Source organism: Nonomuraea sp. NBC_00507 (assembly GCF_036013525.1).
Taxonomy (GTDB): Bacteria; Actinomycetota; Actinomycetes; order Streptosporangiales; family Streptosporangiaceae; genus Nonomuraea.
On the sequence record NZ_CP107853.1, the window covers coordinates 2,141,834 to 2,156,980 of the forward strand.

General features: G+C 72.4%; 13 protein-coding genes. 2 read left to right on the forward strand and 11 right to left on the reverse strand.

Going from position 1 to position 15,147, the window contains the following annotated elements; all coding sequences use genetic code 11:
• Window positions 1-36 precede the first annotated feature (36 nt).
• On the reverse strand, window positions 37-3,246 hold the full coding sequence (locus OHA25_RS10935; RefSeq protein ID WP_327587452.1) for a BTAD domain-containing putative transcriptional regulator: 3,210 nt from the start codon (window positions 3,244-3,246) through the stop codon (window positions 37-39).
• Between the two features lie 142 nt (window positions 3,247-3,388).
• Between OHA25_RS10935 and OHA25_RS10940 the strand changes: the two genes are divergently transcribed.
• On the forward strand, window positions 3,389-4,210 hold the full coding sequence (locus tag OHA25_RS10940) for an AfsR/SARP family transcriptional regulator (protein ID WP_327587453.1): 822 nt from the start codon (window positions 3,389-3,391) through the stop codon (window positions 4,208-4,210).
• Between the two features lie 57 nt (window positions 4,211-4,267).
• Here OHA25_RS10940 and OHA25_RS10945 read toward each other — a convergent pair whose 3' ends face one another.
• From OHA25_RS10945 to lepB, 4 genes are read right to left on the reverse strand one after another with little or no spacing between them, the layout of a single operon-like run.
• The gene (locus OHA25_RS10945; protein WP_327587454.1) at window positions 4,268-6,136 is read right to left on the reverse strand and encodes an ABC transporter ATP-binding protein; all 1,869 of its coding nucleotides are present in this window, start codon (window positions 6,134-6,136) and stop codon (window positions 4,268-4,270) included.
• A 5-nt stretch (window positions 6,137-6,141) separates the two neighbouring features.
• Window positions 6,142-6,687 carry a TlpA family protein disulfide reductase gene (locus OHA25_RS10950; protein ID WP_327587455.1) on the reverse strand — a complete coding sequence of 182 codons (546 nt, stop codon included), beginning with the start codon at window positions 6,685-6,687 and terminating at the stop codon, window positions 6,142-6,144.
• 14 nt (window positions 6,688-6,701) lie between these two features.
• Window positions 6,702-7,217 (reverse strand): MauE/DoxX family redox-associated membrane protein, encoded by a 516-nt coding sequence (locus tag OHA25_RS10955; RefSeq protein ID WP_327587456.1) that lies wholly within the window; start codon window positions 7,215-7,217, stop codon window positions 6,702-6,704.
• 14 nt (window positions 7,218-7,231) lie between these two features.
• Entirely contained in the window at window positions 7,232-7,675 is a 444-nt protein-coding gene (gene lepB / locus OHA25_RS10960; protein WP_327587457.1) for a signal peptidase I, read from the reverse strand.
• A gap of 382 nt (window positions 7,676-8,057) precedes the next feature.
• On the opposite strand from lepB, the gene rarD reads away from it, so the two are divergent.
• Window positions 8,058-9,020 (forward strand): EamA family transporter RarD, encoded by a 963-nt coding sequence (rarD, locus tag OHA25_RS10965; protein ID WP_327587458.1) that lies wholly within the window; start codon window positions 8,058-8,060, stop codon window positions 9,018-9,020.
• Here rarD and OHA25_RS10970 read toward each other — a convergent pair.
• From OHA25_RS10970 to OHA25_RS10995, 6 genes are all read right to left on the reverse strand, one after another.
• Window positions 8,914-9,780 carry a hypothetical protein gene (locus tag OHA25_RS10970; RefSeq protein ID WP_327587459.1) on the reverse strand — a complete coding sequence of 289 codons (867 nt, stop codon included), beginning with the start codon at window positions 9,778-9,780 and terminating at the stop codon, window positions 8,914-8,916. The genes rarD and OHA25_RS10970 overlap by 107 nt on opposite strands.
• 96 nt (window positions 9,781-9,876) lie before the next feature.
• The gene (locus OHA25_RS10975; RefSeq protein ID WP_327587460.1) at window positions 9,877-10,731 is read right to left on the reverse strand and encodes an MBL fold metallo-hydrolase; all 855 of its coding nucleotides are present in this window, start codon (window positions 10,729-10,731) and stop codon (window positions 9,877-9,879) included.
• Window positions 10,728-11,360 (reverse strand): DUF3159 domain-containing protein, encoded by a 633-nt coding sequence (locus OHA25_RS10980; protein ID WP_327587461.1) that lies wholly within the window; start codon window positions 11,358-11,360, stop codon window positions 10,728-10,730. The genes OHA25_RS10975 and OHA25_RS10980 overlap by 4 nt, the downstream gene beginning before the upstream one ends.
• Entirely contained in the window at window positions 11,353-13,068 is a 1,716-nt protein-coding gene (gene mhpA, locus OHA25_RS10985; protein ID WP_327587462.1) for a bifunctional 3-(3-hydroxy-phenyl)propionate/3-hydroxycinnamic acid hydroxylase MhpA, read from the reverse strand. Before mhpA ends, OHA25_RS10980 begins: the two co-directional genes overlap by 8 nt.
• Window positions 13,065-13,997: a fumarylacetoacetate hydrolase family protein gene (locus OHA25_RS10990; RefSeq protein ID WP_327587463.1), complete on the reverse strand. Its 933-nt coding sequence runs from the start codon at window positions 13,995-13,997 to the stop codon at window positions 13,065-13,067. The genes mhpA and OHA25_RS10990 overlap by 4 nt, the downstream gene beginning before the upstream one ends.
• A complete protein-coding gene (locus OHA25_RS10995; protein ID WP_327587464.1) occupies window positions 13,994-15,109 on the reverse strand; it encodes a VOC family protein in 1,116 nt (371 codons plus the stop codon). The genes OHA25_RS10990 and OHA25_RS10995 overlap by 4 nt, the downstream gene beginning before the upstream one ends.
• Window positions 15,110-15,147 lie beyond the last annotated feature (38 nt).

Sequence of the window (15,147 nt, forward strand, 5' to 3'; positions counted from 1 at the left end):
CACGCAGCCTCTGCTGAGTCGCTGACAACTCAGCGACTACCGGCTGACAGCCGCCGCACCCCCTGTCAGCACCGACAGCGCGTCGTCTTGCCCCATGGCCGCGCCCTTGGCGTACGCCGCCGCGAACGCCTCCGGACCGAGGACGCGGGTGGCGGCGGCCGCGACCTCGGCGACGTCCCGGTCCCCGGCCACCGTCGTGCCCCGCAGCGCCACCGCCACCCCGAGCAACGCCGCCGCCTTCTCACTTGCCTGTGGCGAGGCGCCGGCGAAGAGGGCGTTTCCAGCGAGACCCTCGGCGACGTCGGCGAGGTCGGTCACCAGCGGTGAGGTCAGCGCCGCGGCCAGCGCCTCGTGGTGCCTGCGGCCCGCCTCTGCCACGTCACCGCGGGTCTGCGCCAGTCGCCCGAGCGCCGTCAGCACGCGTGACCTGCTGCCCGTGGTGGTGAACACTCCGCCCTCAGAGGAGACCTCCAGCGCGGAGGCCAGCCGGTCGTCCGCACCGGCCAGGTCGCCCTGCCACCGGGCGATCTCAGCCAGCCGCAGCTGAACCTCCGCCGTGAGCCCCGGCCTGCCCATCGCCCGCGCCAGCTCCCCGGCACGCTCGCAGTCGGCGCGTGCCGCCGACGCGTCCCCGGCACGCAGGCGAGCGCCGGCCCGCCGCCCCAGCACGTCCACCAGCTCATCCAGCGCGCCGAGCTCGTTGAGGAGTCCGATCGCGTCCTTCCACAGCCCCATGGCGCGTGCCCAGTCGCCGCGCCAGCTCGCGATCAGCGCCAGCGAGTCCAGCGCCTGTGCCTTCCCCCAGCGCTCACCCACCGCGCTGAAGTCCGCCAGCACCGTTTCCAGCTCCCGCTCGGCACGCCCGACCGCTCCGTTCAGCAGTGCCAGCAACGCGTTGCCGAGCGCTTCCAGCGCCCGGCTCCACGGATCGGCGTCTATCCGCCGATCCCGCCCGGCCGCTCCCGGCTCGGGTGGGCCCACGGTCATGCCCCACAAGGCGGGGCCGATCCGGGGGCGCATCGGCCGGTCCAGCGAGCCGATGATCGCCCGTGCCCGCTCCCAGTGCGGCGACCCGGTGTGGGGCAGGGCGTGGAGCACGGTCAGCACGTACTCCTCGCCGAGCCCGGCGGGCGGCTCCGGCCCGATCGTGTCGAGGAGGCGTACGGCGGGCGCGGTGGCCTGATCACGCCGCCCGCTCAGCCACCAGTACATCGCCAGCGCCGCCACCAGCCGCAACGCCGTCGCTCTGTCGTGCTCCACGCTCCAGCGCAGCGCCGCCCGCAGGTTGGCGTTGTCGGCCGACAGCCGGGCCAGCCAGTCGAGCTGCTCGGCCCGGTAGAGGTGCTCGTCGGCGCGTCGCGCCAGCTCCAGGAACCAGGTCGCGTGGGCCTGCCGCAGCCGTTCCTCCTCACCTGCCTCGGCCAGCCGCTCCGCGCAGAACAGGCGGATGGTGTCGAGCATCTGGTAGCGCTCGCCGTCCGTCTCGACCAGCGACTTGTCCACCAGGCCCGCGAGCGGCCCGGCGGCTTCCTCACCACAGACCCGCTCGATCGCTTCCAGGGTCGCACCCCCTGCGAACACCGAGAACCGCCTGGCCAGCTCCTGCTCCTCGGCGTCGAGCAGGCTCCAGCTCCACTCGACGACCGCGCGCAACGTCTGGTGGCGGGCGGCGGCCGTGCGGTCGCCGCGCGAGAGCAACCTGAACCTGCCGTGCTCGGCCAGCCGGGTGGCGATCTCTTCCACGCCGAACGTCCGCACCCGGGCCGCCGCCAGCTCGATGGCCAGTGGCAGGCCGTCGAGCGCTGCGCAGATGCGGAGCACCGCGTCCACGTTGTGCGGTCCGACCGTGAAGCCCTGCCGCACGGCCGCCGCCCGGTCGGCGAACAACCGGACGGCGGGGTAGCGGTACGGGTCCTCGGCGTCGGGTGGTGGGGTGGGCAGGGGCGCCAGCGGGACCAGGTGCTCGCCGGTGATGCCCAGCGGCTCCCTGCTGGTGGCCAGGATGGTAAGCCGGGGGCAGGAGGCCAGCAGGCGGCGGGCGAGCGTGGCCGCCTCGGTGATGACGTGCTCGCAGTTGTCCAGGATGAGCGTCAATTCCTGCTCGGCCAGCGCCGTCACCAGCCGTTCGGCCGGATCAGGCGGCTCAGCGGCATGGGGAGACCTGGCGGTGACGGGCGGCCGAAGCGCGGACTCCCGCAGCCCGAGCGCCCCGAGCACCGCCGCCGCCACCTGCCCCGACCCGTATGCCCCCGTCAGGCGGCCTGCCGGTCCCGCGGCGTCGACCGGCGCCAGGTGGCCGGTTGGTCCCGTGGCGTCGACCAGCGTCAGGTCCACGAAGCACGCCTCCCGACCGGGTCCGGCTTCGATGGCGAGGCGGGTCTTGCCTGTGCCACCGGGGCCGACGATCGTCACCAGGCGGGCCTCGCCGAGCGCGTCGAGGCGGGCCAGCTCCTCCTCTCGCCCCACGAAGCTGGTCAGCTGGGTCGGCGGCGGCGTCCTGGCGACCCGTTCGCGGTGCCGTTCGCCCCGCAGGATCTCCAGGTGCAGGGCCGCGAGCTCGGCCGACGGGTCGGCGCCGAGTTCGTCGGCGAGGAGCCGCCGCGTGTCCTCGTACACCGCGAGTGCCTCCGCCTGCCGGCCGGCCGCCAGCAGCGCCCGCATCAGCAGCCCCCGCGCCCGCTCGCGCAGCGGATGGGCGGTCACCAGCTCCCGCAGCGCCCCCACCGGGCTGGCCTCCGGGAGTGCGAGCTCGGCCTCCATCAGGTCCTCCAGGGTCGCCAGCCGCAGCTCCTCCAGGCGCCGTGACTGCGCGGCCGCGAACGGCGCGTCGGACACGTCCGCGAGCGCGGGGCCCCGCCACAGGTCGAGTGCGTCCCTGAGCAGGGCTGCCGCGCCCGTGTACAGCCCGTTCGCGAGCAGCCGCCGCCCTTCGCGGACGAGCCGCTCGAACCGGTGCGCGTCCACGTCCTCCCGGTCGACGGCCAGCCGGTAACCCGCCCCGTGGAACTCGATCAGGCCGGCGGGAAGGCGGCGGCGAAGCCTGGAGACCTGCGCCTGGACGGCGTTGGCGGCGCCCGCCGGCGGGTCGTCGCCGTACTGGCCGTCGATGAGCCGTTCGATGCTCACCGTCCGCCCCGCGTCGAGCAGCAGCATCGCGAGCAGGGCACGCGGGCGGGCGCCGCCCACCGCGACTGCGTCACCATCGGGCGATCGCACCGACAGCGGCCCCAGGATGCCGAACTGCACGACCCCGATTGTCCCTTATGCCGGGGTCGACAGGTGAAAGTTTCATGCCGTCCAACCCCGGGTTGACAGAGCATTGACACATGATCGACACGTACGTAGCGTGTCGTGGGAGCGCTCCCAAAATCGTCTGTTCGGGGGGAACATGGGTCTTCGATTCGGCATCCTCGGACCGGTACGGCTGTGGCGAGACGGCGTTGACGTGCCGCTGGGGACGACGAAACAGCGGCTCATGCTCACCCGGCTCCTGCTGGAGCCGAACCGCGCAGTCTCCCACGACCGGCTCTTCAGCGCGCTGTGGGAGGACAGCCCGCCCAGGTCGGCGCTGGCCAACGTACGCAGCTACGCGAACCTCCTGCGCAAGGACCTGGACGGCCGCCTGCGCGCGCACCCGCCCGGCTACCAGCTCACCGTCGAGCCCGGCGAGCTGGACGTCGCCGACTTCAACGAGCTGGTACGGCAGGGGCGCGGCGCGATGGGCGGCGACCGCTACGAGGAGGCGCTGGGATACCTGACGGCGGCGCTCGCGCTGTGGCGGGGCGCCGCCGCCGATGACCTGCCCAGGACGGTCGGGGTGGCCGCCCAGCTCGACGCGCTGGAAGAGCAGCGCTATCTGGCGATCGAGGAGTGCGCGCGAGCCCGGCTGGCGCTCGGCAGGCACAGTGAGATCATCGGCGGTCTCCGCGAGACGCTGGCGCTGCAACCCACCAGAGAGCGCCTGTGGGGGCACCTCATGCTGGCGTTGTACCGCACCGGGGACGTGGCGGGCGCTCTGACGGTGTACGCCGAGGCGCGGCGGGCCCTCCACCGCGAGCTCGGCATCGAGCCGGGGCCGGAGCTGGCCGAGCTGCACCACCTCATGCTGAACCGCGATCCGCGTCTGAGCGGCCCCACGCTGGGCTGGCGCGGCCGCCGCCCCCGCTGCCACCGCCGCCCCGTCCGGCTGCGCTTCACCGGCCGCCGCTGACGCCCGCCGCCTGCGCCCTCACCCGCGACCCGTGCGCCTGCGCACGAGCCGCCGGGGTCAGGCGTCGGCGGGTTGGTAGCCCTGGGCCTGCAGGTCGAAGAGCTTCCGGTAGAGCCCGTCCAGCCTGATCAGCTCTTCGTGTGACCCCTGCTCGGCCACCTGCCCGTCGTCGAGCACCACGAGCACGTCCGCCTCCCGCACCGCCCCGAGCCGATGCGAGATCAGGAGGCTGGTGCGCCCCGCCCGGTGCTCGCGCAGCCGGTTGTGGATCTCGTGCTCGGCCTCGGCGTCCAGCCCCGAGCTCGGCTCGTCCAGGATCAGCAGGTCGCGCCCCTCGCCCAGCACGGCCCGGGCCAGCGCGAGCCGCTGCCACTGCCCGCCCGACAACACCACCCCTGCCTCCGGGTCGGGCCCGAAGAACATCCTCGTCAGCATCGTGTCGTAGCCGCGGGGTAACGCGCTGAGCGTTTCGTGGACGCCTGCCTTCCTGGCCGCGGCCTCGATCCGGGCGGCGGAGGCGGCGGGCTTGTCGCGGCCCGCCACGTCGCCGATCGCGATGTTCTCTGCGGCGGTCAGGTCGTACTCCATGTAGTCCTGGAACACCGCGCCGATCCGGGAGCGCAGCTCGGCGGGGTCGAGGTCGCGCAGGTCGACGCCGTCCCACAGGATCGCGCCCCGGTCCGGGTCGTAGAACCTGCACAGCAGCTTGACGAGCGTGCTCTTGCCCGCGCCGTTCCTGCCCACCAGCCCGACCGACGAGCCGTACGGGATCGTGAAGCTGACGCCGCGCAGCGACCAGGGATGCTCAGGGGAGTAGCGGAACCACACGTCGCGGAGCTCGATGCCGTGCCGGAGGGTGGGCGGCACCACCGGCCTCGCCGGCACCGGCAGGTCGGGCCCGGCGGCTGTCACGGTCAGGTAGTGGTCGAAGGTGAGCAGCTGCTGGTGCGCCATCGTCACCTCGCCGACCAGCCCGGCGAGCGCCGCCTGCACGCCGACGATCGAGGTGGCGAGCAGGGCGATGTCGCCCGTGGTCAGCCGGCCCTCGACGGCGGCGAACAACGCCCAGATCAGCCCGCCGCCGGAGATCACGCCCGACAGCAGCCCGAGTCCGCCCTCGAGGCCCAGCTCGCGGCGGTCGAGGCGGCGGCGTTCTGAATCGGCCGCGAGCCGTTCGGCGTTCATCCTGGACCTGAAGTACCGGCCGGCGCCGAACAGGCGCAGCTCCTTGGCGGCCCGCACGCTGGACAGGAGCTGCCGGTAGAAGAACTCGCGCCGTTCCATCGGCCCGATCCGCCACATCATGGACGCGCGCTGGCGCGACAGGCGCAGCTCGGCGGCCAGCGCGGGCAGCGCCGCCACCAGGACCGCGCCGGCCAGCAGCGGGCTGATGACCAGCAGAGAGCCGAGGAAACCCAGCACCGTGACGAACCCGCGGCAGACCGCCAGCGCCCCCGAGACCACGGCGCTCGGGGCGGCGCCGCCCGACGTGTGGGCCATGCTCATCCGGTCCAGGAACGCGGGGTCCTCGAACTTGGCCAGGCCGGCCAGGCGCTCCACGCCGGCGAAGAGCCGGTCCTGAGCCAGGCGGCCGGTGCGGCGCTGCAGCTCTTGGCGCAGGTAGCCGGAGACGTGCGGGAGCGTGATGGCCGCCACGCCCGCCACCGCCAGCCCCGCGCCGACCGCAACCAGCGCGGACGAGCCGGCCGTCCGGTGCGCGATCACGTCCAGCGCCGACTTGGTCAGCCAGGCGGCTGCCACGGGCACGGTCGCTTCGAGGAGGGCCAGCATCGCGTACGCGAGCACGTGCCACCGGCCCGCCTGCCAGGCCAGCCCCAGCGCGCGGGCGAGCGCCGCCGGGCTGGCCTTCATCCGCACGTCCGCCACGGGTGCGGCGCTCTCCGGGAAGATGGTCTGCGAGGTCACGGCCGCTATGCCCGGGCGAAAGAGAAGACCTGGTTCAACCGCAGCCCGCTGGCCATGACCCGGCCGCCGCCGCCCACGATCGCGAAGACGGGGAACGCCTGCACCTGCAGCGCCGACGTGACCGGCCCGCCCATGTCCTCGACCACCACCCGGGCCACCGGCTCCAGCTCCGTCCGCAGCGGCCCCGACTCTCCCTTCTCATCGACGATCACGGCGAGGACCTGCTGCGGCCCCCCTGGGAAGCGCTCGGCCGAGGCGAGGAAGTCCGGCATCGCCTTGTGGCAGGCATCGCAGCCGGGAGAGAAGACGCCCACCAGGACCGGCTCCGTGATCAGGTCCCGTGAGACGGCGGCTCCGTCTGTGGCGATGGTGTCGTACGGCGGCGCGACCGCGCCCTCGCGCAGGATCGCCTGCCGCCCGTTCCCGTCGTCGGAGCGGGCCGCGAGGGCCTCGGAGTGCTTGCGCAGCCGGCGGATCACGCCGACGGTCAGCGCCAGATTCAACAGGCAGAGCACGCCCAGCAGGATGACGAGCGTGACGATATAAGGCATGGCTGACCTCCAGGTCAGGCAGTCGGGCTGAACAGGTCGATCAGGTCGTCGCCGAGGGCCACCACGATCGCGGCGACCGCTCCGGCGGCGACAGCGGTCAGCATGGCCGCCACGTCCCCGGTCACGGGCGCGTACGTGAGGAGTCCCAAGGCGGACACGGCCATGAGGATGAGGTTGCGTGCCAGGTGACCGCGGCCGAGTGGCCGGTCGGAGGCGCCGAAGCACGCACACGGGGTGCGCTCGGCCCGCCGCAGCGCGGCCGCGATCGCGCAGGTGAACGCCGCCAGCAGGCCCAGCGCCAGGGCGAATCCCGCCCGTACGGTGCCGGGCGCGGCGACCAGCACCACGATCGCGAGCTCGGCGGCCACCACGGCCGCGGCCGCCACGCGGACCGGCGGCCACGGCGGTGCGAGCCTGCGAGTCGCGGCCAGGAAATCGGCGTATGCGCTCCTGCCGCGCAGCTTGCTCGCCGCCGACACGAGGAACAGCAGGGCCACCAGACTGCGGCAGCCCAGGGCGACGTACTCCACGGAGCTTTCCTCCCCTAATGCAGACGGCGGAGCGCCACTCCCAGCAGGGTGCCGGCGTCGATGAAGCCGCACTGCCGGGAGTCGAAGCTGGCCGACGGGTTGTCACCCAGGACGACCAGCCGGTCCGGCGCCACCCGGCGCTCCGGCACCACGGCCTGGACCGAGTCCGGGACCGGGTCGCCGGGCAGCGCCACCACGCGCTTGACCATCCAGCGCCGCTCGGGCGGCGGCGGCTCGCCGATGCCCAGCCAGTCGGGCGTCTCGAACACGACGACGTCCCCGACAGAGATCCGGGTCAGCCGCGTCCGCCTGACCAGGAGCCGGTCGCCCGCGTGGAAGGTCGGCTCCATGCTGAGGCCGGACACCACGACGACGGCGAACCGACGGCGCAGGACCAACAGGGCCACCAGAACTCCGGCTACCGCAAGGAAACCGAACGTCCACGCGAACATGGTCATCTATGTGGACGTCAGCCGCAGGTGTACTGCCAGGCGCCACATGACTTGCCGGTACCGCAGGAAGCACCGTAGGCGCAGCACCTGCGGATCAGGCACGTGGTGCCCTCCCACCAGCACGGACACGCCGCCTGGGCCGAGTGCTCCGGGACCACCTTGGACAGCAGCCAGTCGCTCAACTTTCCGATTTTCACGCGAACCGCCTCTCTTTGGGCGTTTTGGGGATCACCGGAGACGTTAGAAACGGACGGGACAATTCACATACCAGGCAGGTACGCCACGCATACATTCCGGCCTTCGCCCGGCCGCGTTGCCGCCGCCGGCACCGGGCGGCCGGCTGAGCACCGGGTCGATCACGGGAAGGGCGAGCACATACTGTGGATGGATGTCCGTTGCGCGGCAAGGTGTCCTGCTCGGCGTGGCGGCGTATGTGCTGTGGGGATTGTCGGCACTTTACTGGCCACTGGTCGAGCCCACAGGCGCGGTCGAGATCCTGGCGCTGCGCGTGCTCTGGTCACCGGTAGCGGTCGGGCTCTTGGTGCTGGCCATCGGCCGCCGCCGGCAGGTGGCGGCGATCTTACGCCGTCCGCGCGACCTGGCACTGCTCGCCCTCGCCGGTGTCCTGACGTCCGCCAACTGGGGGTTGTTCATCTGGGCGACGATGAGCGGCCACGTGGTCGACGCCTCGCTTGGCTACTTCATCACCCCGCTGGTCAGCGTCGCGCTTGGGGTGGCGCTCCTGGGTGAACGGTTACGAGCCTGGCAATGGGCCGCGATCGGGCTGGGCGCCGCCGCCGTGGCCGTTCTCACGGTCGCGTACGGCGGGCTGCCCTGGATCGCGCTCGGCCTGGCGACCACCTTCGGCGCGTACGGTCTGATCAAGAAGCGGGTCGGGGTCGGAGCCGCCGAAGGGTTGATGGTGGAGACGGCGGTGCTGTTTCCCTTCGCCGTGGTCTACACGGTCGTGATCCAGGCGTCCGGCCAGGCCACGTTCGGTCACGTGTCCGTCGCCAACACGCTCCTCGGCATCGGCTCCGGGTTCGTCATGATGCTGCCGATGCTGCTGTTCAGCGCCGCGACCACGAGGATCCCGCTCAGCGTGGTCGGCATGCTGCAGTTCATCGAGCCCGTCGTGCAGTTCCTGATCGGGGTCCTCGTGTTCCGCGAGGTCATGCCGGCGGCCAGGTGGGCGGCGTTCGGGCTGCTGTGGGTCTCGCTCGCCATGCTGACCGCCGAAGGGTTCAGGAGACAGAGTCCGGCGTCCGCGGCTGATCCAGCTCCACGGCGTTCCTCTCGATCATCTCGAACTGCGTCATCAGCCGTTCGAGATCAGGAGGGGAGACCGTGAAGGTGTCGTAGACGGCCTCGCCTGCAGCGGTGTAGCTGAGCTCGTGGCCGCACGAGCCGTCCCACAGGGCGCTGATCACCCGCATGGCCGGGGGGAGCCGGTCGACATGCACCCGGCGCACCTGGACCCCGGCGGCGATCTGCTCGCGCGCCAGCTCGTCGAGCTCGTCGGTCCACTCGCGGTAGATGAACACCCTGCGGATCTTCACGCCACGCTTCAGCGCATTGAGCTGGGCCTCCCAGTATTGCCTGCCGACCGGCTCACGCCACCAGGCGAGATCCACCGAGGGCACGCTGGTGGCGCACATGGTGCGCTTCGTCTGGTCGATCAGGCGCTGGAAAACCGCGTTGTCGCCGTAGGGCGTGCGGAAGTGCCCCCGCTCCAGGTCGGTGAGAGTGCGCAGGCATTCGTCGAACGCCGCCCGGCAGGCGTCGACGGCTGGAGTGCCGGGGTATTCGCGCTCCACGTGCTTGGCCGCACGGAGGATGGGCACCATCAGCTCCGTCAGCCATGGGATCTTCTCGATCGTGGAGACGAGCTGGCCCACGGTGGTCTCGTGATCGACCCTGCGCTTCTCTCTGAGCAGGGTCTGCACCTGTAACGTGATGACGCCGCCGATGAGCCCGGCCAGGAGCGCCAGTCCCTGGGCGGTGTCCTCGCGGACGTAGAAGATCACGCCGAGCAGGACCGACAGGGTGGTGCCGATGATCAGGACGGGGTCCAGCACGAGTGGCGAAGACTTCTTCGCAGGCCTCTTCACGGAGTCTCCTGAAGACGGGGGGTGATCGCAAATACAGTGTGGCATGCTCCTGTGCGTCACTCCCTATCACAGAACGTGAATATCGCCGGCGCCGGTTCAGCCCATGGTCGCCGTCATCAGATCCCCGCCTACGGTGATCCGCCCCCGATAGCCGCCCGAACGCACGTCCGATGCGAACTCCGCTTCACCGGCCTCGTCTTCGGGGGCCGGGATCAGATGCGTGAGCACGAGATGCGCCACGCCGGCCCGCTCGGCCAGCCCGCCCAGCGCCACCGTGTCCGCATGGTAGGAGAAGATCTTCTCGAACGGCGTCCCGGCCATGGCCGCGTGCAGCGCCGTCGTCCGGCACGCCTCGTGGACCAGCACGTCCGCGCCCCGGCTGAGCTCCTCCACCTCCTCGCACACGCGCGTGTCGCCGGAGATCACCACGGTCCCGTCGGGGGTGCGTACGCGGTAGGCCACCGCGTCGGGCACCGGCTCGTGGTGCACGGCCACCGCCTCCACCGTGACGCCGTCCCGCGACCACACCTCGCGCGGCCGCGCGGAGCAGGCGAACGGATGCAGGCGCAGCTCGGGCGGCACGGACTGGACATGCTCCATGCGCAGCGCGATGTCCGATTTGTACGGGTCCAGCATGCGCTCGGCGAAACCCACGGCCTCGCCCTCGGGCAGGTGGATGTCCAGTGGGCCGGTTCTCCACACGTGGTCCTGGATCCACCGCCCCATGACCAGGTCGGGCAGCCCGATCACGTGGTCGCTGTGCACGTGGGTGACGAACAGCGCGCTCAGTTCGTGCAGGCCGGTGCCGGCCTCGGTCAGGCGTAGCACGGTGGCCCGGCCGGCATCGAACTGCAGGGCGATCCGGCCGTACCGGACCAGGACACCTGCGCCTGCGCGGCCGGGCGAGGGGATCGGCACGCCGGTGCCGGTCAGCGTCACGGTGGTCGTCATGATCGTTCTCCTTGGTGGTTTTCGCGGACTTGGTGGCAGTCACAGGGGCGGCGGGTCAGGCGGCGGTAGATCACCCACATCAGGACCGCCAGCAGCACGTGAACCGGCACCTCGACCAGGAGCTTGAACGCGCCCATGGCCATGGCCCGGTCGGCGAGGTAGAGCCGGACCTGGTTGGCCACGAGGGCGCCTTCGGTCACGACCCAGACGAGATTGGCGACCGTGTACGCCCGCAGCCTCGCCGGGCAACGCCGCCAGGCGAGACCCCGGCCAAAGAGCACTCCGGCCGCCAGGCCGACCGGCGGCCAGCGGAGCAGCAGCATGATCGGAGTGAGCAGGACGACCGTGGCGCGAAGGATCAGCACGGGGAGGAAGAAGTCGGCGGCCTCACCGGACAGGGCGGTGATGGCCGCCGCCCCCGCGGTCAGCGCGAACCCGCCGGCCGCCGGCAGGAGGCTGCGTGCCTGGGTGAACCGGTAGACCGCGACCACCGCGGCCAGGGCGAGGCCGGCCGTCAGGGCTAGGGGGAGGCGGTTGGTGGTGGCGTACACCAGCGTGAATCCCAGCACGGGGGCCGCGGTCTCGGCGATGTGCTGACCGGCCTTGCGCATCAGCACGAGGTCACTCATGTGGCTCCTTCTGATCGTCGTGGACGCGGGGCGTGCGGGTGGGTGGAAGGAGGGGCAACCAGGCGGCCGCGTCCCGCACGATCGCCGCACCGACCGGCCCTGGCCGCCTGGGGAAGGGCGCGGCGGCCAGCACGATGCGGTCGGGCCGGAGCAACACTGCCGCCGCCCCTGCGCCCCGCAGCCACCCATCGAGCGCCCGGTCCTCCACGACCACCGCCCCATCGCGCCGCTCAGCTCCCTCGCCGAGCGACAGGTCGCGCCCGTCGGATGGGGCGCCGTGGTGCGGGGTGCGGCTGACGGGTGGCGCGCCGTGGTGCGGTCGCCGGACGTGGACGACGGTGGCGCGCAGGCGGCGGGCGAGGGCGGCGAACTCGGCGTCCAGCGGTCCGAGGGTGATGACGGCGAACCCATCGCCCAGCACGTCGTCGAGCCGCCGGCGATGCCCGTCCACTTCCATCCACGGCTGCGGCGCGAGGGTCCCCGCCAGGCCGCCGCCCAACGGTGACCGGCGCCTCACCAGCATTCCCCGGCGCAGCCCCGGCGAGGTGCCGTGCACGGTGCGGCGGTGGACCGCCGGAATCCTGGCAGCCTGGGCGAGCAGCAGCCGCCGTACGGCCGCGCCGCGCTCGCGCCCTCCCGCCATCGCCCGCCCGACGGCGATCGCGAGCCTGATCACGTGCGTGACATGCGCAGCCCGCTCGGCCTGGTACGTGTCGAGCAGCCGCTCATCGCCCCCTTCCGAGAGCACGAGCGCCAGCTTCCACGCGAGGTTGGCCGCGTCCCGCAGTCCGGCCCCCATGCCCTGCCCGATGAACGGCGGTGTCAGGTGCGCCGCGTCGCCGAGCAGGAACACCCGGCCGGACCGCCACCGATCGGCCACCTGCGCGCGAAAGGTGTAGGTGGCCGACCGCAGCAGGCGCAGCTCGTCCGCAGGCACCCCCCGAGTCCAGGGAGAGATCAGCCGCATCAGCATGTCGCGGCACGTCAGCCCGGCCTCCGTCTCACTGGCCCGCACCCGGAACTCCCACCGGTAGCGCTCGGGCCCGATGCGCATGAACGTCGCCGGACGTACCGGATCGCACACCTGGTGGATGCCGTCCCACACATCCAGCGGCTTGGCGCTCCGCACGTCCAGCACCAGCCACCGCTCCGCGAAGCGCAGATCCCGCATGCGCGCCCCCACGAATCCGCGCGTGACCCCGCCGGCGCCGTCGCACCCGAGCACCGCGTGCGCCCGCATCTCCTCCCGCCGCCCCGTGGCGACGTCACGGACCAGCACCCGGACAGGCCCGCGCCCGTCCTGGTCGATGCCGACGACCTCGACGCCCGGCCGTAGCTCGGCCTGGGGATGGCGGGCCAGGTTGGCGCGGAGCAGCGCTTCGAGGTCCGGCTGGTCGAACATGTTCGCCTGCGGCCAGCCGGACCGGCCGGGAGCCAGGTCGCGGCGGAACTCGGCGATCGTCCGCAGCTCCCCGTCCATCAGCCGCATGCCCGGCGCGGGCCGGCTGATGGCGGCGAACTCCTCGGCCACGCCGAGCGCCTGCAGGATGCGCATCACCTCGTCGTCCAGGTGGACCGCCCGAGGCAGTGGGTACACGTCCGGGTGCGGGTCCACGACCAGGCTGCGTACGCCGTACCTGGCCAGCAGCGTGGCCGCCGTCACCCCGGTCGGCCCCGCGCCCGCGATGAGGACGGGGACGACGTTCACCCGTACACCACCGGCGTGCGCTGGCAGCCCAGGTCGATGGCGCCGTCGCCGGTCGCGATCCGCGCCGTCACGACGTCGCCGTCCCGCAGGTAGGCGGGCACCTTCGCCTGCCGGTCGAAGAAGATCTTCCACTTCAGCGCGGGCGGCAGCAGCGAGCCGATCAGTTCCACCGGCTTCGGCGGCGCATTCAGCGCCGTCCCGCCGGGCGTGCCGGTCAGCAGCACGTCGCCGGGCCGCAGCTCCTGGAACCGGGCCAGCGCCGTCAGCGCCGCGGCCGGCCCGGCGATCATGTCGGCGACGGTACGGTCCTGGCGCAGCACCTGGTTGACCGACAGTTGCAGCCGCAGGTCCGCCAGCCGGGCGAACTCGGCCGGCTCCAGCAGCACCAGCCGCGGCCCGAGCGGCGTGAACGTCGGATAGGACTTGCTCTCGTAGAACTGCGTCTTCGACAGCTGGACGTCCCTGGCCGACACGTCGTCGGCCACCACCAGCCCGGCCACGTATCCCGGCAGGTCGGCGTCGCTCACGTTCGCGCCGATCGGCAGCGGGGCGCCCATGACCAGGCCGAGCTCGATCTCGTAGTCGAGCAGCCGTACGTGGCGCGGCTTCACGATCGGGTCGTTCGGCCCGCACACCGAGCCGGACGCCTTGCGGAAGAACGTGATCGGCACGCCGTCCGGATCGAACCCGGAGTCCCGGGCATGGGAGCGGTAGTTCACCATCTGGCACACGACCCGGCAGGGCGTGGTCACCGGCGACAGCGGCGCGAGCTCCTCGACCGGCACCCCCTCCGCCGCGGAGGTCTTCATGACCGCCGCCCGGTCCGCCAGCAGCTCCGCGGTGGTCTCCGCGGCCGTGTCGACGGGATGGGCCAGCCCATCGCGCTCGACCCACCAGGCGCCGTCGGTTCGCAGTACGTTGACGCTCACGCTCTCATCGCCTTCATCAGTCCCAGCAGCCGGGCCGGGTCGATCTCGTTGTCTTCGCGCAGCGCGGTCATGACGGTGCGCAGCAGGTGGGGGGACGGGTTCGTGCCGAGGAAGCCGCGGGTGACCGGCGGGCCCCACTGCGCCAGCCCCGAGGCGGACATGGGCGCCCAGCCCGGCTCCACCGTGCAGTCGAACAGGTCGCCGTCCGCGAAGTGCTCCACCATCAGCCGGTCGGGGTCGCGCCAGTAGTCGAAGATCTGGCTCCCCTGGATGTGCCTGCCGACCCCCCACACCCGCCGGTAGCCCCGCCCGGCCAGGTATTCGCCGCCCGCCGCGACCGCGTCCATGTCCGCCACCTGGTACGCCGAATGCACGTAGCCCACGCCCGGCCCCAGATGCATGGCCAGCGTGTGGTGGTCGGCGGGCCGGCCGCCCCGGTCGCATCGGAGGAACGCCATGGTCGGACCGCGGTCGCGCTGGTCGTCCAGGAACAGGAAGTCGCTGACGATCATGCCGAGCGTGTCCAGGTACCAGTCGAGCGCCCGCCCGAACCACCGGGTCTCCAGCACCACGTGCCCGAGCCGCAGCACGCGGGCGGGCTCGGGCGCGGGCCGCTGCGTGCGGTTGACCCGGTTCTGGGCGGCGCCTGCGTTGATCGTCACCGGTGGCTGCTCGGGCAGGGTCGGCAGGTCCGCCGTGCCGTGCACCACGCGTACCGGGATGCCGCTGGGGTCGCGCAGGTCCACGACCCGGCCGCCGCCGAGATCGGTCAGCTCGCGCACCGCCGAGCCGGTGGCCCGGGCCAGCCGTGCCAGGTCGTCCGCCGCGGCCGCCTGGAACGCCGGGCCCATGAAGCGCGACCGGGGCCCACGGCGGACGACCAGGCAGTGCGGCCCTGGCAGGGTGCCGCGCAGGTAGAGAGCATCCTGCGTACGGGCCGCCACGGCGAAGCCGAAGTCGCGGGCGAACGACTCCGATCGCACCAGGTCCGTCTTCTCGAACTCCAGCCAGGCCAGATCCATGACCTTGATCACTGGATCGCGGGATCGCCCGGGATGCTCGCCCCGGAGCGGCCCGCGTTCGCTGTGCAGGTTCGCGTGTGCGCCCTCCATCGGCCCACCTCCTCGTTCTGATGCTACGGTCATTAATG

Excerpts from the sequence above, each read along its gene's own strand:
- OHA25_RS10950 (WP_327587455.1), bottom strand. The coding sequence starts at position 6,687 with ATGCCTTATATCGTCACGCTCGTCATCCTGCTGGGCGTGCTCTGCCTG.
- rarD (WP_327587458.1), top strand. The coding sequence starts at position 8,058 with ATGTCCGTTGCGCGGCAAGGTGTCCTGCTCGGCGTGGCGGCGTATGTG.
- OHA25_RS10995 (WP_327587464.1), bottom strand. The coding sequence starts at position 15,109 with ATGGAGGGCGCACACGCGAACCTGCACAGCGAACGCGGGCCGCTCCGG.
- OHA25_RS10975 (WP_327587460.1), bottom strand. The coding sequence starts at position 10,731 with ATGACGACCACCGTGACGCTGACCGGCACCGGCGTGCCGATCCCCTCG.
- lepB (WP_327587457.1), bottom strand. The coding sequence starts at position 7,675 with ATGACCATGTTCGCGTGGACGTTCGGTTTCCTTGCGGTAGCCGGAGTT.
- OHA25_RS10980 (WP_327587461.1), bottom strand. The coding sequence starts at position 11,360 with ATGAGTGACCTCGTGCTGATGCGCAAGGCCGGTCAGCACATCGCCGAG.
- OHA25_RS10940 (WP_327587453.1), top strand. The coding sequence starts at position 3,389 with ATGGGTCTTCGATTCGGCATCCTCGGACCGGTACGGCTGTGGCGAGAC.